Origin of the sequence: Streptococcus mitis (assembly GCF_000722755.1) — a bacterium.
Lineage (GTDB): Bacteria > Bacillota > Bacilli > Lactobacillales > Streptococcaceae > Streptococcus > Streptococcus mitis_CM.
In genome coordinates, this window is sequence record NZ_JPFY01000013.1 from 643,863 (window position 1) to 662,726 (window position 18,864).

At 39.5% G+C, this 18,864-nt stretch carries 14 protein-coding genes and 1 pseudogene; 2 read left to right on the forward strand and 13 right to left on the reverse strand.

What is annotated here, in order from left to right; all coding sequences use genetic code 11:
• Window positions 1–139: 139 nt before the first annotated feature.
• From SK578_RS06365 to SK578_RS06395, 7 genes and pseudogenes are all read right to left on the reverse strand, one after another.
• On the reverse strand, window positions 140–427 hold the full coding sequence (locus SK578_RS06365; protein ID WP_200872076.1) for a hypothetical protein: 288 nt from the start codon (window positions 425–427) through the stop codon (window positions 140–142).
• A 67-nt stretch (window positions 428–494) separates the two neighbouring features.
• On the reverse strand, window positions 495–2,774 hold the full coding sequence (gene pulA, locus SK578_RS06370) for a type I pullulanase (RefSeq protein WP_042751224.1): 2,280 nt from the start codon (window positions 2,772–2,774) through the stop codon (window positions 495–497).
• A 118-nt stretch (window positions 2,775–2,892) separates the two neighbouring features.
• Window positions 2,893–4,851 carry an NAD-dependent DNA ligase LigA gene (gene ligA / locus SK578_RS06375; protein WP_042751225.1) on the reverse strand — a complete coding sequence of 653 codons (1,959 nt, stop codon included), beginning with the start codon at window positions 4,849–4,851 and terminating at the stop codon, window positions 2,893–2,895.
• Between the two features lie 92 nt (window positions 4,852–4,943).
• A pseudogene (locus SK578_RS06380) lies at window positions 4,944–6,122 on the reverse strand (MFS transporter).
• A gap of 76 nt (window positions 6,123–6,198) precedes the next feature.
• Entirely contained in the window at window positions 6,199–7,062 is an 864-nt protein-coding gene (locus SK578_RS06385; protein ID WP_042751523.1) for an XRE/MutR family transcriptional regulator, read from the reverse strand.
• A 2-nt stretch (window positions 7,063–7,064) separates the two neighbouring features.
• Entirely contained in the window at window positions 7,065–8,966 is a 1,902-nt protein-coding gene (locus SK578_RS06390; protein WP_042751226.1) for an ABC transporter ATP-binding protein, read from the reverse strand.
• Between the two features lie 77 nt (window positions 8,967–9,043).
• Window positions 9,044–10,198 (reverse strand): DUF4352 domain-containing protein, encoded by a 1,155-nt coding sequence (locus SK578_RS06395; RefSeq protein ID WP_042751227.1) that lies wholly within the window; start codon window positions 10,196–10,198, stop codon window positions 9,044–9,046.
• Between the two features lie 330 nt (window positions 10,199–10,528).
• Here SK578_RS06395 and SK578_RS06400 point away from each other — a divergent pair, with 330 nt between their 5' ends.
• Together SK578_RS06400 and SK578_RS06405 are read left to right on the forward strand one after the other, a co-directional pair.
• Window positions 10,529–12,247 carry a phospho-sugar mutase gene (locus SK578_RS06400; RefSeq protein ID WP_042751228.1) on the forward strand — a complete coding sequence of 573 codons (1,719 nt, stop codon included), beginning with the start codon at window positions 10,529–10,531 and terminating at the stop codon, window positions 12,245–12,247.
• 111 nt (window positions 12,248–12,358) lie between these two features.
• Window positions 12,359–12,706 (forward strand): DUF6568 family protein, encoded by a 348-nt coding sequence (locus tag SK578_RS06405; protein WP_042751229.1) that lies wholly within the window; start codon window positions 12,359–12,361, stop codon window positions 12,704–12,706.
• 31 nt (window positions 12,707–12,737) lie between these two features.
• On the opposite strand, the gene SK578_RS06410 is transcribed toward SK578_RS06405, so the two are convergent.
• The 6 genes from SK578_RS06410 to pta form a co-directional block, all read right to left on the reverse strand.
• On the reverse strand, window positions 12,738–13,517 hold the full coding sequence (locus SK578_RS06410) for a potassium channel family protein (RefSeq protein ID WP_042751230.1): 780 nt from the start codon (window positions 13,515–13,517) through the stop codon (window positions 12,738–12,740).
• Between the two features lie 85 nt (window positions 13,518–13,602).
• Entirely contained in the window at window positions 13,603–14,412 is an 810-nt protein-coding gene (locus tag SK578_RS06415) for an MBL fold metallo-hydrolase (RefSeq protein WP_042751231.1), read from the reverse strand.
• Window position 14,413: 1 nt separating this feature from the next.
• Entirely contained in the window at window positions 14,414–15,763 is a 1,350-nt protein-coding gene (gene vicK, locus SK578_RS06420; RefSeq protein WP_042751232.1) for a cell wall metabolism sensor histidine kinase VicK, read from the reverse strand.
• A complete protein-coding gene (gene yycF, locus SK578_RS06425) occupies window positions 15,756–16,463 on the reverse strand; it encodes a response regulator YycF (RefSeq protein WP_033681745.1) in 708 nt (235 codons plus the stop codon). Before yycF ends, vicK begins: the two co-directional genes overlap by 8 nt.
• Window positions 16,464–16,518: 55 nt before the next feature.
• Window positions 16,519–17,694, reverse strand: a complete 1,176-nt coding sequence (gene mutY, locus SK578_RS06430; RefSeq protein ID WP_042751233.1) for an A/G-specific adenine glycosylase — start codon at window positions 17,692–17,694, stop codon at window positions 16,519–16,521.
• A 188-nt stretch (window positions 17,695–17,882) separates the two neighbouring features.
• Window positions 17,883–18,857 carry a phosphate acetyltransferase gene (gene pta, locus SK578_RS06435; RefSeq protein ID WP_042751234.1) on the reverse strand — a complete coding sequence of 325 codons (975 nt, stop codon included), beginning with the start codon at window positions 18,855–18,857 and terminating at the stop codon, window positions 17,883–17,885.
• Window positions 18,858–18,864 lie beyond the last annotated feature (7 nt).

The window sequence follows — 18,864 nt, forward strand, 5'->3', positions numbered from 1 at the left end:
GTAGTTTAGCATATTTTCGGCACCACTTCCAAGTAAAGTATAACGCACTATACTTTACTTCGTTAGGAAACACTGATACTATAAACTGCACACATCCTACATAGACAGTTGCCATTATGTTTTTTAATATTCTTCAAAACTATATCTTATACAAATTATTTAATCTTTCTAACTCTAATACATTCATACATACTTCTACTCCAGTAACTCCCCCCTTACTATGAATAACCCCACAAGAAAACACAATCCTCTCCTTACTCAAAATATTTGACAACACCACTAATGATTCTAAAATATAATCCTTTATAATAATAAAACTATTATTTTCATCTTTAACAAACTCTATAAATCCAATATCCTTACACCTATCACCAAGATGAAACCTAAGTGATTTCAAAAAATAATCAAAAAAAACATCACTATCCATAGAAAAGCCTTTAATTTTTTAAAAATATTCTGATATAATCATACAAAAATAAAATTGTAAATCTATTCTACAAAACTTTAAAGACGCTGGCACTGACGCCACCAACCATGTCTTTATCACTTAAATGGCTATTGGTCACCAATAGTTCTAGATTTCCAGCATTTTCAAACTGGAAGTCTTGCCCTTTAGCATTAAATGCAACCAGTAAATGTTCTTCCCCTTGAACCTCATAAACAATCCAACCACTATGTTCATGGGCTGAATGAACAAAAACATGATGGTAAATCTCATCATAAGTTGGGTAAGAAAAGGCACTGCTTTCTGTCTTCAATCGAATCATCTGACGGATAAACTCAATACTATCTTGACGCTCATTAATCAAGTCCCAGTTGACTTGATTCACACTATCAGGAGCATTATAGCTATTCATAGCAAGTTCTCTATCATCATGGGTCAGCTCACCATTTTCACCAGTCGCAACCAGTTTGGTACGACCAAATTCTTGACCGATTTCCATAAAGGCCATCCCTTGCATGAGTAGGTTCATAGCTGTGGCTGTCTCAACCTTGCGCATGATTTGTTCTGAACTTTGGTCTGGATGTAGTGTTGCCAACAAATCGTGAAGATTGTAATTGTCATGGGCCTCTACATAGTTAAGCACTTGGTTTGGATGTGTATAAGTACCTAATTCACGACTGCCTAGAATTGCTTTGGCTAGAATTGGCTCTGTCGCAGCACCACTAACAAAACCTGACTTGATAGCACCATAAACTTCTCCACCTTTGACAGCATCACGCTGATTGTCATTAAAGAAACCAATATTTGGCATCTGGTAGGCATTGTCTTTCTTGGCCTTATCATAAGGTGCAAGACCTGTTCCCATATCCCAACCTTCTCCATAAAGGATAATGTTAGGGTCGATTTCATCCAAACTCTGACGAATCATCTGCATGGTCTTGACATCATGAATCCCCATCAAATCAAAACGGAAGCCGTCAATATTGTATTCCTGCACCCAGTATAGAAGAGAATCAATCATATACTTGCGGAACATTTCGTGTTCACTGGCTGTTTCATTTCCAACACCCGTTCCATTCTGGAAGGTGCCGTCTGGATTCATACGATAATAGTAATCAGGGACTGTTGTTTGGAAAGGTGCATCAACAACTGAAAAAGTATGGTTATAGACTACATCCATAATGACACCAATACCCGCATCATGGTAAGCTTGGACCATGGTCTTCAAATCACGAATGACCTGAGCTGGATCATTTGGATTGGTTGAAAGGCTCGTTTCTGGTGCATTATAGTTTTGTGGGTCATAACCCCAGTTGTAGGTTACATTCCCATCCGCATCATATTCTTTGTGACGGTCTGCAATTGGTTGCAACTGAACATAATTATATCCCAGCTTCTTGATGTGATCAAAAGCAGTTGACTGACCGTACTGGTTAACCGTTCCAGTCTGAGCAGCACCCAAGAAAGTTCCTCTAAGATGTTCATCTACACCTGAGGTCGGTGATTTGGTCAAATCACGAATGTGCATTTCACAAATAACTGCCTTACATGGATTTGCCAAGCGCCAAGTAGCATCAGAACCATGCTTAACCTCGAAGTGTTCAACTTGCTTTTCTGCATGGCTCAGAATAGCTGAACGTTTGCCATCAGGACTGGTCGCAATTGTGTACGGGTCACGTGTCAAGGTTTGATGATGAGGGAATTGAACTTGATACTGATAAGCCTTACCAGTCAAATCTTCCTCAACATCCAAACTCCAGACACCAATAGTATTGTCCTTATGATTATAAGAGTAGCTATTTCCTCTCTCCATATCAAAAGTTTTCCAAACAGGTGCGTCATTAGCAGCTGATTCATAAACGACTATCTGCACTTCTGTCGATGTTGGAGCCCAAAGAGCAAAATGAGCTTGATTATCCTCTACACGGCACCCCAATTCCCCTTGGTAACCCCAATGATGATCAAAACTAGCACTGTTAATGGCCTTATCAAAGGCAAAAGGATTTTGATTTTTATAGAAAGGACTTGCAATAGCAGGATTTTCAGAGTAATAAATCCTGTCATCCCCTTCCAAAATCCAGACCTCTGTTAAGAGGGGATAGTGATTAAATCGGATAGCATATTCTTTACTGGTTTGGCCTGTATGAACCACAAAATTCAAACTTTCTAAGGCATGAGCGCTTGGGTGTTCAAAACTAAATAAAGCACCAAAATAATCTTCTTTGTAGGTCAGCAAATCAATTCGCTGGTCCTGACTTTTTACAAAAGAACAAGTGTCGTATTCTCCATTCTTGCGATGGTAATGAATGCGCATAGGGTAATTAAACATTTTTTATTTTCCTTTTTACTTCTAAATTTGTTTCTATTTTCACTAATAAATTCTTGACCGATTTAGTACCGATTAAAAAACATAGTCATATTATCTAAACTCTGATTTTAAACGATTATTACAAGCTTTCTAGCCATTCTTCATCTCGAACTTCGATACCAAGTTCTTGTGCTTTTTGCAGTTTACTTCCAGCATCTACACCTGCAACGACGAGGTCGGTCTTTTTAGAAACACTACCTGTTACTTTAGCTCCCAAGCTTTCGAGTTTACTTTTAGCTTCTGAGCGTTTGAGACGTTCTAATTTTCCAGTCAATACCACTGTCAAACCTGACAAGGCTGCATCCGCAACTACTGTCTGACCTTTATAGTCCAGATTGACCCCAGCTTCTCTCAATTCTCTGAGGAGAATTTCAGAGCCTTCTGTCGCAAAATATGTCTGAAGACTCTTGGCAATCACACCACCCAGACTTTCAATACTAGCCACTTCCTCTGGATCTGCCTGCGCCAGATTTTCGATTGAATGAAAATGTTGAAGTAAGAGCTGACTGGCCTTGCTTCCGACATGGCGAATTCCCAAACCAAATAAGAGCTTCTCGGCAGAATTTTCCTTTGATGCTTGGATAGCTTGATACAGTTTAGAAGCAGACTTTTCCTTAACCCCCTCTAAAAGGAGGAAATCTTCTTCTTTCAAACGATAAATATCCGCCACATCCTTGACTAAATTAGCAGCAAAGAGCTTCTCAACAATAGATGGACCAAGGCCTGTAATATTCATAGCATCACGAGAAGCAAAGTGAATCAAACCTTCCATGATTTGAGCAGGGCAACGCGGATTGATACAACGAAGGGCCACTTCCTCTTCAAAGTGCAACAAATCAGAGTCACAACTTGGACAGTTTGTAGGGATATCCAGTTTTTCTTCAGAAACCCGTTTTGACTCTACCACACGTAAAACAGCAGGGATGATATCTCCAGCCTTATAGACGATAACCGTATCGTCTTTGCGGATATCTTTTTCAGCAATATAATCCACATTGTGTAGAGTCGCACGGCTAACAGTTGTCCCAGCAAGCTGAACAGGAGTCAGATTTGCAGTTGGAGTCACAACACCCGTACGGCCAACTGTCCAATCAACTGATAAGAGTTGTGCTTCTTTTTCTTCAGCTGGGAACTTGTAAGCCACTGCCCACTTTGGAGCCTTAACAGTAAAGCCGAGTTCTTCTTGGCTTGCTAGGTCATTGATCTTGATTACAACTCCATCAATATCATAAGGCAGATTTTCCCGTTCCTGTCCTACTTCTTGAATAAAATCCCAGATTTCATCTATGTTTTCAGCCAAGATTCGCTTAGGATTGACCACAAAACCTAGTTGTTCTAGGTGCTTCAAAACCTTTTCTTGACTATCACGAGTTGAAGGGCTGGCTTCTTGATAGAGGAAAGTGGCAAGATTACGCTTGGCAACTACTGCTGTATCCAGCTGACGCAGTGTTCCTGCCGCTGCATTACGAGGATTAGCAAATTCAGGCTCTCCATTTTCTTGGCGAGCTTGGTTAACCTGGTCAAAAGAAGCGCGTGGCATATAACATTCCCCACGAACCGTGATATCTAGTTCTTCTGGCAAGGTCAAAGGAATGTCCTTAACACGTTTGAGATTTTCTGTTATATTTTCACCAATAGAACCATCTCCACGTGTTGCCCCAGCAACCAAAATCCCCTTTTCATACGTCAGCGAGATAGACAAGCCATCGATTTTCAGCTCACAAATATAGGTTGGATGAGCCACTTCCTTACGAACACGCGCGTCAAAAGCTTCAAGCTCCTCACGTGAAAAAGCATCCTGCAAACTATAAAGAGGATACTGATGACTGTATTTTTCAAAACCATCTAAAATCTTGCCACCAACACGATGGGTAGGACTATCTGCTAACACTTGATCTGGATAGGCAGCCTCCAACTCAACCAACTCTCGGTAAAGTCGATCATACTCACTGTCTGAAACCGACGGATTATCGCTGGTATAGTACTCAGTCGCATAGCGATTGAGCAAGGCGACTAACTCATTCATTCTTTTATTCATAAAACCATTTTACCATAAACTAAGCCCTCCTCACAAACGAGAAGGGCGGAAAAAACACTTAGATTGGAATTATTTTTAAAACTCAAGCAGCCTTATATCAATTTTTCAAAATGAGTTCGAACATAAATAAACGATATACAAGACAAGATGATAACACCACTTCCAATTATCAGGAAAGAAGAGAGATGTACACTTGGCAAGACTGTCATAAATCCTTTTGCAATAGGCATAAATAGAATAGCTAAGGTAAAAATTGTACTCAGTACTCTCCCAAGAAATTCGCTCTCAACCTTGGTTTGTACTTGAGTAAAAAAGTGAATATTAAAAATCGTCATAAACAATTCACAAACTAAATTTCCAGAAAAGGAAAGAAAAGTTGGCAGTGGTAATCCCATCATAAAAACTCAGACACCTGTCAAAACTAGTAAAATCAAAAGATTATAAACATTAGCTTTAATTTTACTAGCTAGAAGAGCCCCAATGATGGAACCAATAGCCCCCATAGTTAAAATACTTGCATAGGCTCCTTCTGACCCGTAAAGCTGATTCGAAAAGGGAAGTAGAAATTCAAAAGCTGCAAAAAAGAAATTAACTCTAGAAGCTACCAGCAAAAGGAAGAAAATTTCTTGCTGATGCCAGATATAGTGTAACCCATCCTTGATATCTACAAAAATATCTTTCCCAGTAAAAGCCTTTTTCTCTTGAACTTTTGCTTCCTCTTTTGGAAGGAAAGCCACTAGAACAAAAGCAATGAAAAAAGTCAGCGAGTCTAGCAGTAGCGTCATATGGAGACTTGCAAATTGTAAAACAAGGAAGGAAAGAACAGGAGAGCTAACACCTACAACCTGCAAAACCAGCTCTAAGCGAGAGTTATAGATCACAATCTCATCTTTCTCAACAACCTCAGTTATAATTGCTTTATTGGCTGTACGAGAAAATGCAAAGGCAATCGCCTGAACAATGTTGGCAAAAATCAAAGCCCCAATCATCCAGCTGTCATTCCTTATAAAAGAAATAGACAGACAAAGAATCCCACAAACAAGGTCTGTCGACATTAAAATCCTACGACGAGAAAAACGGTCTGATATAACTCCACCAAAGGGATTGACTAGAATGGATGTGACGAGTTCAGAAATCTGATAAATCCCTAGAACTGTCTGTCCTATCGTTCCCATTGATGCCAACCAAACACTGTTTCCATAATCATAGAGCATATTTCCTATCTTGTTTATAGCTCCTCGACTAATCAACTGTACTGCGTATCGATTCATAAAAACTCCTCTCAAATTTTGAAACTATTGTATCAAAATTTGGAGGAGTTTCTCATTTTTCCCATATTCGGGAAAATTAATCTTTGACAAATTTCTCGTAGTGTCCCTGATAGTAGGCTACTTGCTCTGGAAGACCTAGTAGGTCAAAAATACGCATGGCCTCTTTCATCTGCTTACAGCCTTCTTTACACTGTCCTTTTTGGTACAAGGAAAAGCCTTTTAGATAATGGAAAATATTACGCTCATACAGTTTGATCCCTTTACCAATAATCTTCTCTGTATAAGTCTCAAAATAGCTTGCATTTTCGAAAGAAAGATGCTCTAAACAATGCTGGTAACAATTAAGGGCTAAAATCAAGACCAGTTTTCTATGGCGACCAATTTCTTGATAAAATCCCTCCCTCTCCATAACTTCTCTACCAATCCGAGTGACATAGTCCACATCGTAGAAACTATAGAGGTTCCCGAAAAGAATCAACTCATACATTGTCCATTCTTCTGTCTTAAAGAGATAATCTGCTACCTTATCTAAATCATCCTGCTCCATATGATAACTCGAATCTCTTTGACAAATCAGACCTTGTAGCAAAATCCAGTTCAGCTCAAAATAAAGGGGATTCGTCGAACTCTTAGCCTTTTCAAGTTGTTCTCTTTGAAGCTTTTGAAAACCTGCAATATCATTTGAATAGTAAAGGGGCACAATTTGTCCCATCATGGCAACATGTTCATGATAATGGAAATCCCTAGCCTTATCCATGAAATTTTCGATTGTGACATGAATGTTATCCAAAATCTCAAAGAAACGTGAAACTGCTATATCAGACTCCCCAAGCTCAAATCGAGATAACTGGGAGGTTGAACAGGACTCCCCTGCCGCCTCCTTTAAAGAATAATTTCTACTTGTTCGAAATTCACGAAATACTTTTCCAAGATGTTCCATCTTTACACCTGCTCTGATAATTCTTCCCATTCAAGCATGGCTTCTTCCTGACGGTGGCTGATTTTGTCCAGCTCAGCCTGCAATTCCATGAGTTTACCTGCATCGTTTGTTTCCAACATTTGTTCAGAAATGGCTTGGCTTTGACTTTCTAACTCTTCTATTTCAGCTTCTAGATTTTCAATTTGTCGCATGAGTTTGCGAACCTCTTTTTGACTTTCTTTCTGGGCTTGGTAGTCATTGACTGGACTTGCTTCTTTTACTTGATTGCTAGTTGAAGCTTCCAAAGCCTGAGTCATTTCTACTTCTGCTTTCTTCTCAACATAGTAGTCGTAGTCTCCAAGGTAGAGAGTCGAGCCATTCTCAGACAATTCCAAAACATGAGTTGCCACACGATTGATAAAGTAACGGTCATGGCTGACGAATAGAAGAGTTCCATCAAAGTCAATCAGGGCATTTTCCAACACTTCCTTGCTATCAATATCCAAGTGGTTGGTCGGCTCATCCAGAATCAAGAAGTTGTTGTTTTCCATAGACAATTTAGCCAAAAGCAAACGAGCTTTCTCGCCCCCAGACAACATGCCGACTGATTTTTTAACATCATCTCCTGAGAAAAGGAAGGAACCAAGACGATTACGAATTTCAACTTCTGGCGTCAGCTTAAAATCATTCCAGAGTTCATCCAGTACAGTATTACTTGGTGTCAACTTGCTTTGGGTTTGGTCATAGTAACCGACCTCAACATTGGCACCAAAGCGCTTTTCACCCTTGATAAAAGGAATCTGCTCTACAATAGATTTGATAAAGGTTGACTTTCCAATGCCGTTTGGTCCAACAATAGCAACAGCATTCATTTTACGAAGGTCTAGGTTGATAGGCTCTGACAGTACTTCCCCGTCATAGCCAATAGCCGCATTTTCAACAGTCAAGACAACATTACCAGAGCTTTTTTCCGACTGGAAGATCATATTGGCTGCTTTCTTGCCAGCTTCAGGCTTGTCCAAACGTTCCATTTTTTCTAGTTGTTTACGACGGGATTGGGCACGTTTAGTCGTTGAAGCTCGGACTAGATTGCGGTTGACAAAGTCTTCTAGAGCAGCAATTTCCTTCTGTTGCTTTTCATAATTTTTTGCCTCAGTAGCTAGTTTTTGCTCTTTCAACTCGACAAAACGAGAGTAATTGCCCACATAGCGATCCAAGGAATGCTTGGTCAAATCCAGCGTAATCGTCGCAACCTTGTCCAAGAAGTAACGGTCGTGGCTGACAATAATGAGGGCACCACTATAGTTTACCAAGTAATTCTCTAGCCAGGCTATGGTTTCAATATCCAAGTGGTTGGTTGGCTCGTCCAATACCAAGAGATTGGGCTTTTCAAGAAGCATTTTAGCAAGAGCCAGACGAGTATTTTGACCACCTGAAAGCTCGGCAATTTTCATCTGCCACATAGACTCGTCAAACTTGAATCCATTTAAAATCGCTCGAATATCAGCTTCATAGGTAAAGCCACCTGCTTGGCGAAAACTCTCAGATAAGCGGTCGTAATCTGACATCAGTTTATCCAAATCCTCACCAGACTTTTCTCCCATCTCTAGCTCCATCTGACGAAGTTGTTTCTCCGTACGACGCAAGTCATCAAAGACATGAAGCATCTCATCGTAGATGGTATTTTCAGACTCAAAACGGCTATCTTGGGCTAGGTAAGACAGAGAAATATCTTTTTTCTTATTGATTTCTCCACTAGTTGGCTCCTCTTCTCCAACCAAAATCTTCAAAAGAGTAGACTTACCTGCTCCATTTTTCCCAACAAGGGCAATTCTGTCTCGTTCATCAACCTGCAGGTTGATATTATCAAAAAGAACCTCTCCTGCAAAAGAACGTTCAATTTTATTAGCTTGTAAAATAATCATAAACCTATTTTACTATCTTTTTCTATTTTATACAAATGCAATAAAAAAGTTCAAGTTTAAAACTCGAACTTTTAATATTAATAACCAACCCCTCCACGGAATGTGCGAGCCATATCGTTTAAATCATAGTTCTTAGAAGAAGTGTCAATGGTCCATTTCCCATCTTTTTTACTCATTTTAATTTCATACCCCTCTTTTCTCATACTATCACTAGTATCTAGAGGAGTAGACTCAAATTGGCTTGGAGCATTTTCTAGAATATACTTCTCACCAGCTTTCATAGCTTCTGAATAGTTACCATATTTTCCTTTATTTTCTTCGTAGAATTTACGGCTTAGTTCATAAACATTTAAGTTATCCAAGTCAATTGTTTCTGGTCTTACATAGATAACTGCATAGTCAGGCAAATAAGTTTTTACTTTGTATTCTACCTTTGCTCGTTTAGCATTAGCTTTGATATATCCTTCAGCAAAGGTGCGGAGTTCTGAATCTGAAGGTTTGTAGTTATAAAAACTTTTTCCGAATGATTCTGTAAATTTCTTAATGAATTCTTCCCTATCAGCCTTAACATCATTAGTGAATTCAGCTCCACCATCAGATGATTTTTTATCATCTGCAAGGGGAACAACTTTAGCCTTATTGTCAGTAGTGCTTAGTTTTTTCCCACCACCTGAGCTTTCCCCATCAAGGTAGACCGCATCAACATACTTTTTCATTACTTCTTTAGCTTCATCAATATGATCTTCGTACTTACTTGGGTCAACTTTGATAGCTACGTCATTATTCTTATTAGATTTTTCTTTGATATCTTCATAGAAGCTAGGTGCAAAATGAAGCTCATATTTAGCATTTTTATCAACTTCATAGACAACATAGCCAGCTACACTTTTTCCTTTAGAAATACTATCCCCATAATCCATGAATTTAGTTTTACTGTCACTATCATACATTTGAATTGGTTCTACTTTTTCATCTTTTTCATTGTAAAGAGTGATATCGCGGCTAGTGAAACTGAACTGTTTGTCACGATTGTTTTTGATTTCTACTTGAAGTGCAAGATAGTTTGAAGATGAATTTTCATCCTTAGGCAATACAAACATTCCATCTTTAACAGATATTTCAAAGTTAGAATTCGATGCAGTACCGTTGTCGCTGGCTTTTTTCGAAGTTCCACAAGCAACAAGTGCTAAAGCTGATAACAATAAAGCAGAATGCTTAAGAATTTTTTTCATAATAGAATGTCTCCTTTTATTATTACTGATATTATACCATAGGTATAATAATATTCAAAACAGAAAACCGAATGTTTAAAAAAATCTAAAAATTATAGAATTCTTTCTAAAATTGGTGGAACAAATTATAAATGCCTAACTAATCACTAAATGTTTTTTTAAAATCTATTTCCAGTGCTTATACAATAGAAAACCAGAAAACTAAATCTGATAGATATCGTAAGGAAAATGATTTATTAAAGTAGTGACTCTCATGCTAACGTTTTACTAAAACGCTAAAAAGTGCTATAATGTGAACGGTTAAAACAATTTACAAAAAGGAGAATTTCAATGTCTTACCAAGAAAATTACCAGAAATGGGTTGATTTTGCGGAGCTTCCTGACTACCTTCGTCAAGATTTGGAAAATATGGATGAAAAAACGAAGGAAGATGCCTTCTATACAAACCTTGAATTTGGTACTGCAGGTATGCGTGGCCTGATTGGTGCTGGTACAAACCGCATCAACATCTACGTTGTTCGCCAAGCTACTGAAGGATTGGCTCGTTTGATTGAGTCAAAAGGTGGAAATGAAAAAGAACGTGGTGTGGCAATTGCCTACGATAGCCGTCACTTCTCACCTGAGTTTGCCTTTGAATCTGCGGCAGTTCTTGCTAAACACGGCATCAAATCTTACGTATTTGAAAGCCTTCGTCCAACTCCGGAACTCTCATTTGCAGTTCGTCACCTCAACTGTTTCGCAGGTATCATGGTCACAGCCAGCCACAACCCTGCTCCATTTAACGGTTACAAAGTTTACGGTGAAGACGGTGGACAAATGCCTCCACACGACGCGGACGCTTTGACTACTTATATCCGTGCAATCGAAAACCCATTTGCAGTTGAAGTTGCTGATGTGGAAACTGAAAAAGCTTCTGGCTTGATTGAAGTTATCGGCGAAGCTGTTGACGTAGAATACCTCAAAGAAGTCAAAGACGTAAACATCAACCCAGCCTTGATTGAAGAATTTGGTAAAGACATGAAGATTGTCTACACACCACTTCATGGTACTGGTGAAATGTTAGCTCGTCGTGCTCTTGCCCAAGCAGGATTTGACTCTGTTCAAGTCGTTGAAGCGCAAGCAACTGCTGACCCAGACTTCTCAACTGTAAAATCTCCAAATCCAGAAAGCCAAGCAGCCTTTGCTCTTGCTGAAGAACTTGGTCGTCAAGTTGGTGCAGATGTTCTTGTGGCAACTGACCCTGATGCTGACCGTGTTGGTGTTGAAGTTCTTCAAAAAGATGGTAGCTACCTCAACCTTTCAGGTAACCAAATCGGTGCTATCATGGCTAAATACATCTTGGAAGCCCACAAAAACGCTGGAACTCTTCCAGAAAACGCAGCCCTTTGCAAATCTATCGTATCAACTGACTTGGTAACGAAGATTGCTGAAAGCTACGGCGCAACTATGTTCAACGTTTTGACAGGTTTCAAATTCATCGCTGAAAAAATCCAAGAATTCGAAGAAAAACACAATCATACTTACATGATGGGATTTGAAGAAAGCTTCGGTTACTTGATTAAACCATTCGTACGTGATAAAGATGCTATCCAAGCTGTTCTTGTCGTTGCTGAACTTGCTGCCTACTACCGTTCACGTGGTTTGACCCTTGCTGACGGTATCGAAGAAATCTACAAAGAGTACGGCTACTACGCAGAAAAAACTATCTCTGTTACCCTTTCAGGTGTCGATGGTGCTGAACAAATCAAAGTGATTATGGCTAAATTCCGTAACAATGCTCCAAAAGAATGGAACTCAACAGCTATCACTGTCGTAGAAGACTTCAAGGCACAAACTGCTACTGCTGCTGACGGTACCGTTACAAACTTAACAACTCCTCCAAGTGATGTGTTGAAATACACACTTGCTGACGGTTCATGGATTGCCGTTCGCCCTTCAGGGACAGAACCAAAAATCAAGTTCTACATTGCAGTTGTAGGTGAAACCAATGAAGAATCACAAGCTAAGATTGCTAATATCGAAGCAGAAATCAATGCGTTTGTAAAATAAAGACCTATAAAAGATGAGACTAACCAATCTCATCTTTTTTTCGTATCAAATCTAAGCAATTTTAGAAACTTTATGGCATACTAGACTTATCAATGAAAGCGAGGTAATCTCATGGAACAATTTTTAGATAACATCAAAGACCTTGAAGTCACTACAGTTGCGCGTGCGCAAGAAGCTCTTGATAAAAAAGAAACTGCAACCTTCTTTATCGGTCGCAAAACTTGCCCTTACTGCCGTAAATTTGCTGGTACCTTGGCAGGTGTCGTAGCTGAAACTAAAGCTCACATCTACTTCATCAACAGTGAAGAACCAAGCCAACTCAATGAGTTACAAGAATTCCGCTCACGCTATGGAATCCCAACTGTACCAGGCTTTGTTCACGTTGCAGATGGACAAATCAATGTCCGTTGCGACTCTTCAATGTCAGCACAAGAAATCAAAGAATTTGCAGGATTGTAAAAAAGCCACTCATCGAGTGGTTTTTAAATGGTCAAAATTGCGTTTTTTCAAGCAAATCTTGTATCATTCTATGTAGTTCTTCTATCTTCTCAGATTGCTTCTCAAGTAGTATTCTCTGACTAGACAATTCATCTTGGAGTTTATCAAGTTTTATCTGTTCATCTGGATTATCTTTTACAAAAAAGTTCGTCAAGGCACTCGTTAACATTCCTATTGTTCCAATACCAACAAGCATTAATAAAACAGCTAACCATTTACCAAAGATCGAAGTCGGAACAATATCCCCATAACCAACTGTCGTTACAGTCACAAGAGCCCACCAAAGACTTTCTGAAAAAGATTTTTCTTCAACTACAGATAAAATTGAACTTCCTACTAGAACAACAAAGATATTAACATAAAATATATAAATCAGGCCATTTGTCCGTAAGAATTTACTAATTTTTCTTTCTAATTTACCTGTAAGTCCAATTATTCTAAGTAAACGAGTCAGTTTCAATAATTTTGTCAGTCTTGCTAAGCGGAAGATACGCCCTAATCGAAATACTGTAAAAATAGCATTTAAAGGAAGGATAGCTAGCAGATCAAAAATATTTTCAATTATGAATCGCCATTTCCCTTTACTTAAAAAGAACCGCCAACCATAATCTACCACAAACACAAACCAAAGTAGTAAGTCAATAATACTGTATGGAGGATTGTCTAAATCAATCATTTCAGCAAATCCAAGCAAGACTAGAACAACAGATATCAACGCAAGGATGATAATCGTTGTGTCATAGTAATCATTAAATAACCATTTTCTTTTCACATCATTTCTCCTATAACATTTTTAAACATTATACCACACCAAATCGCTACTAGATAAATAAAAAAGAAGGCCCTCGCCTTCTTTTTTATATATCTGTCAATGGTGTTGCGGTATCTGGTGAGGTATCATATACCTTAAAGTCTACTCCTACACCTAGATCAGCCTGTGCCAGCTGATTGACCATGGTCATGTGAGCCAGTTCCTTGATATTATTTTCCTTAGATAAATGTCCAAGGTAGATTTTCTTAGTGCGATTCCCAAGTGTCCGAATCATAGCTTCAGCACCGTCCTCGTTAGAAAGGTGACCCAGATCCGATAGGATTCGTTGTTTGAGTCGCCAAGCGTAAGAACCTGCTCGTAAAATCTCTACATCATGGTTGGACTCGATAAGATAGCCATCTGCATTCTCGACAATTCCTGCCATACGGTCACTCACATAACCTGTATCAGTCAGCATGACAAAACTCTTATCATCCTTCATAAAGCGATAAAACTGCGGTGCAATCGCATCGTGGCTAACACCAAAACTCTCAATGTCGATATCTCCAAAGGTTTTGGTTTTGCCCATTTCAAAGATATGCTTTTGCGAAGAATCCACCTTGCCAAGATACTTGCTTTTTTCCATAGCCTGCCAGGTCTTTTCATTGGCATAAAGATCCATACCATACTTGCGAGCCAAAACTCCCACTCCGTGGATATGGTCTGAATGCTCATGTGTAATCAAGATGGCATCCAGGTCCTCGGGTTTACGGTTAATTTCAGCAAGTAGGCTGGTAATTTTCTTACCAGACAAGCCTGCATCCACTAAAAGCTTCTTTTTTGGGGTTTCCAGATAAAAGGAATTTCCACTGGAACCCGACGCTAAAATACTGTATTTAAAGCCTGTTTCACTCATTCTAGTCTTCTACTTCGTCCTCCCATACTTCTTCTTTCACTGCATCCTTATCATAAGGTAACACAATGGTGAAGGTTGATCCCTTACCGTATTCACTCTTGGCCCAAATAAAGCCCTTATGTTGTTTGATAATTTCTTTAGCAATGGACAGACCCAGACCTGTACCACCTTGGGCACGGCTTCTAGCACGATCCACACGATAAAAACGGTCAAAGATACGTGGCAAATCCTGCTTAGGAATACCCAATCCTTGGTCTGAAATAGACAAAATCATCTGATCATCAGTTGTCTTCATGGTCACTGTGATTTTCCCACCATCTGGTGAATACTTAATGGCATTATTAAGAATATTATCAATCACCTGCGTCATTTTGTCTGTATCAATTTCAATCCAGACAGACGTAATCGGATAATCTCTAACCAATTCGTATTTCTTCTCTTCATCTGATCCCCTCATCTTATCAAAACGGTTAAGAATAAAGGTAATAAAGGCAGTAAAGTTAATCAGTTCGACATCTAGATGACTGGTTGCATTATCAATACGTGAAAGATGGAGAAGATCTGTCACCATTCGCATCATACGGTTAGTTTCATCAAGAGATACCTTGATAAAGTCTGGTGCGACAGGTTCTGACAAGGCTCCCTCATCCAAGGCTTCAAGATAGGATTTTACGCTAGTCAGAGGCGTTCGTAGCTCATGACTAACGTTGGAAACAAAGAGTCTCCGTTCCCGTTCTTCCTTCTCCTGCTCCGTCGTATCATGCAAAACTGCAACCAAACCTGAGATAAAGCCAGACTCTCGACGAACCAAGGCAAAACGTACACGAAGGCTCAGATATTCACCATTGGCATCCTGAGAATCAATCATAAGCTCAGGAACTTGGGTAATCAAATCACGAAGTTCATACTCATCTTCAATCTCAAGCAATTCTAGGATACTTTTGTTTAGAACATCTTCTTTCTGAACACCTAACTGTTTCTTAGCCATGTCATTAATCATGGTAATCTTGCCACGACGATTGGTCGCAAGGACTCCGTCCGTCATATAAGAGAGGATACTATGTAATCGTTTACTCTCTTGTTCCAGATTTTCTTGAGTCAAACGGATTACTTCTGATAAATCATTGAGATTATTGGTAATATTAGTGATTTCAGAGCTTCCCTGCATATCCAATACCTGAGAATAATCTCCTGCAATCAGGTCTTTCACCTTTTGATTAATTTGCTTCAACCGAATATTATCTCGCCGATTTTCTAGCAAAAGCAAGGTAACAATCAAGATAAAACCCAATAAAATTAAAATGAAGATAAAATCACTAGTAAGAATATTTTTTCTAATAAATTCAATCATTATTTCTCATATAATAACCAACACCGCGACGTGTTAGGATGTACTCTGGACGACTTGGTGTATCTTCAATCTTCTCACGCAAACGCCTGATAGTTACGTCAACAGTCCGAACATCTCCGAAATAATCATAACCCCAGACCGTTTCAAGCAAGTGTTCACGCGTAATCACTTGACCGATATGAGAAGCCAAGTGATACAAGAGCTCAAATTCACGGTGGGTTAAGTCTAGTTCTTCACCGTATTTCTTAGCCACATAAGCATCTGGCACAATCTCCAAATCCCCAATTTGCAAGGGTTGGGTTTTCTTTTCATCTGACTCTTGATTATCTACAGAAGCCAAGTCCGTGCGACGGAGAAGAGCTTTAACACGCGCCTGCAACTCACGATTTGAGAAGGGTTTGGTTACATAGTCATCCGCTCCAAGCTCTAAACCGATAACCTTATCAAATTCACTGTCTTTAGCAGAAAGCATGATAATAGGCACACTACTTGTCTTGCGAATGGTCTTAGCAACTTCTAAACCATCAATTTCGGGAAGCATCAAATCCAGAATAATAATATCCGGTTGCTCTGCTTCAAATTGTTCTAGTGCTTCACGACCATTAAAAGCAGTTACAACCTCGTAACCTTCCTTGGTCATATTAAACTTGATAATATCCGAGATTGGTTTTTCATCATCTACAATTAATATTTTTTTCATTTGTTCACCTTTTTCTCTACTATTATATCAAAAAAATAACAAGAAGACACAATAGCTAGTCTTTGCTATTGTCTAAGTTGGCTTGTGCATAAGCCTGCCAGATTTTTTGTTGGGGTTTGGCAAGTGGGTAATTCTTAAACTCTTCTGGTGAAAGCCAGCGAACTTCCCTATCTGAAAAGTTATGAAAGTCAGTCACCTGGCCTGCTACAATTTGAACATGCCACTTGCGATGACTAAAGACATGCTTGACAGTGTCAAAATAAACATCAAGCCAATCAACTTCTAACTCATAGTCCTGCTGAAAACTCTCTTCTGGACTAGGACCAAAGTTCACATTTTCTTCTGCAACCTGATGAAAGAGGTCAAACTGCTCTTCTTGCGAAAAGTTATCAACTTCTATCAAGGGAAAATGCCAAAAGCCTCCCAATAGCTTTTCGCTTTCATTTTTTTCAAGTAAAAATTGTCCCTTAGTATTTTTCACAACTAAGACTTTGAGATAAATGGGAACTGGTTTTTTCTTGGGAGCCTTGATTGGATAACGGTCCATTGTACCATTTTGATATGCCGCACTAAAGTCCTTAACTGGGCTTTCTTCTGGTCTGGGATTTACAGGCGCCTCAATATCTGATCCTAAGTCCATCAAGGCTTGATTAAAGTCACCTGGCCTTTCTGGGTCAATCAAGATTTCCATCATTGCCTGAAAAATTTTACGATTACTTGGAATCCCAATATCGTGGTTGACTTCAAATAGACGGGCCAAAACACGCATAACATTACCATCTACAGCTGGCTCAGGCAAGTTAAAAGCAATACTGGAAATCGCTCCTGCAGTGTAAGGACCAATTCCTTTTAAACTGGAAATTCCTTCATAGGTGTTTGGAAATTGACCACCAAAGTCAGCCATAATCTGCTGAGCCGCAGCCTGCATATTACGAACTCGAGAATAATAACCCAAACCTTCCCAAGCCTTCAACAAACGCTCTTCAGGCGCATTCGCCAAACTTTCCACTGTTGGAAACCAGTCCAAGAATCGTTCGTAATAGGGAATAACCGTATCCACCCTGGTCTGCTGGAGCATGATTTCAGAGACCCAGATATGATAAGGATTTTTACTTCTACGCCACGGTAAATCTCTTTTGTTTTCATCATACCAGGAAAGAAGTTTCTCACGGAAAGAAACAATCTTCTCATCCGGCCACATGACGATACCGTATTCTTTCAAATCTAACATATCTCTAGTATAACACAGAAGATTCTAACTGTCCTTTTCCTAGTATTAATACTCTTCGAAAATCAAATTCAAACCACGTCAACGTCGCCTTGTCGTACTCAAGTACAGCCTGCGGTTAGTTTCCTAGTTTGCTATTTGATTTTCATTGAGTATAAAAAGCCTCTTCCCAAAGGAAAGAGGACTAAATTTTATTGATGAACTGCTTGGGCTGCTGTGATAAGGGTCAACTTGTACACATCATCAGCATTACATCCACGAGAAAGGTCGTTAACTGGCTTGTTCAAACCTTGCAAAACAGGACCAACAGCCGCAAAACCACCAAGACGTTCAGCCATCTTGTAGCCGATATTTCCTGCCTCGATACCTGGGAAGATGAAGACATTTGCTTGACCAGCTACCGTACTTCCAGGAGCTTTCAGAGCTGCAGTTTCTGGAACGAAGGCTGCATCAAATTGCAATTCCCCATCGATTTCAAGATCAGGACGCAAGTCGTGAGCAATTTTAGTTGCTTCAACAACCTTATCAACGCTTTCTCCAAATCCTGAACCTTTAGTAGAATAGCTTAGCATAGCAATTTTAGGCTCGATTCCAAACATCTTGGCTGTGATTGCTGAGTTGATGGCAATTTCAGCCAAGGCTTCTGCGTCTGGATTAATGTTGATGGCACAGTCTCCAAACAGGTAACGTTCCGTACCACGAACCATGAGGAAGGCACCTGAAGTACGAGTAACATTTGGACGAGTTTTGATGATTTGAAGGGCTGGGCGAACTGTTGAAGCTGTTGAGTGAATCGCACCTGACACCATTCCATCAACCAAGCCCAGGTAAACCAACATAACACCAAAATAGTTGACATCTTCAACCAAAACCTTGCGTGCATCTTCTTCAGACATTTTGCCCTTGCGACGCTCCACCAAAGCAGCAACCATTTCATCAAATTTATCGTAGTGTTGAGGGTCAATGACTTCATAACCGTCCTCGATACCTTCGATTTCAAGATAAATTTTAATTTTTTCAGGATTTCCAAGCAAAACAGGAATCACTTCTGTTTCTTTTACCAGGCGTTTAGTTGCTTGAAGAATACGAGGTTCTTCCCCTTCAGGGAGAACGATACGAGCATTTTTACCAACCAGGTTGGCTTTGAGACTTTCAAAAACTTCCATGAGTTTT

Excerpts from the sequence above, each read along its gene's own strand:
- SK578_RS06365 (WP_200872076.1), bottom strand. The coding sequence starts at position 427 with ATGGATAGTGATGTTTTTTTTGATTATTTTTTGAAATCACTTAGGTTT.
- pulA (WP_042751224.1), bottom strand. The coding sequence starts at position 2,774 with ATGTTTAATTACCCTATGCGCATTCATTACCATCGCAAGAATGGAGAA.
- ligA (WP_042751225.1), bottom strand. The coding sequence starts at position 4,851 with ATGAATAAAAGAATGAATGAGTTAGTCGCCTTGCTCAATCGCTATGCG.
- SK578_RS06385 (WP_042751523.1), bottom strand. The coding sequence starts at position 7,062 with ATGGAACATCTTGGAAAAGTATTTCGTGAATTTCGAACAAGTAGAAAT.
- SK578_RS06390 (WP_042751226.1), bottom strand. The coding sequence starts at position 8,966 with ATGATTATTTTACAAGCTAATAAAATTGAACGTTCTTTTGCAGGAGAG.
- SK578_RS06395 (WP_042751227.1), bottom strand. The coding sequence starts at position 10,198 with ATGAAAAAAATTCTTAAGCATTCTGCTTTATTGTTATCAGCTTTAGCA.
- SK578_RS06400 (WP_042751228.1), top strand. The coding sequence starts at position 10,529 with ATGTCTTACCAAGAAAATTACCAGAAATGGGTTGATTTTGCGGAGCTT.
- SK578_RS06405 (WP_042751229.1), top strand. The coding sequence starts at position 12,359 with ATGGAACAATTTTTAGATAACATCAAAGACCTTGAAGTCACTACAGTT.
- SK578_RS06415 (WP_042751231.1), bottom strand. The coding sequence starts at position 14,412 with ATGAGTGAAACAGGCTTTAAATACAGTATTTTAGCGTCGGGTTCCAGT.
- vicK (WP_042751232.1), bottom strand. The coding sequence starts at position 15,763 with ATGATTGAATTTATTAGAAAAAATATTCTTACTAGTGATTTTATCTTC.
- yycF (WP_033681745.1), bottom strand. The coding sequence starts at position 16,463 with ATGAAAAAAATATTAATTGTAGATGATGAAAAACCAATCTCGGATATT.
- mutY (WP_042751233.1), bottom strand. The coding sequence starts at position 17,694 with ATGTTAGATTTGAAAGAATACGGTATCGTCATGTGGCCGGATGAGAAG.
- pta (WP_042751234.1), bottom strand. The coding sequence starts at position 18,857 with ATGGAAGTTTTTGAAAGTCTCAAAGCCAACCTGGTTGGTAAAAATGCT.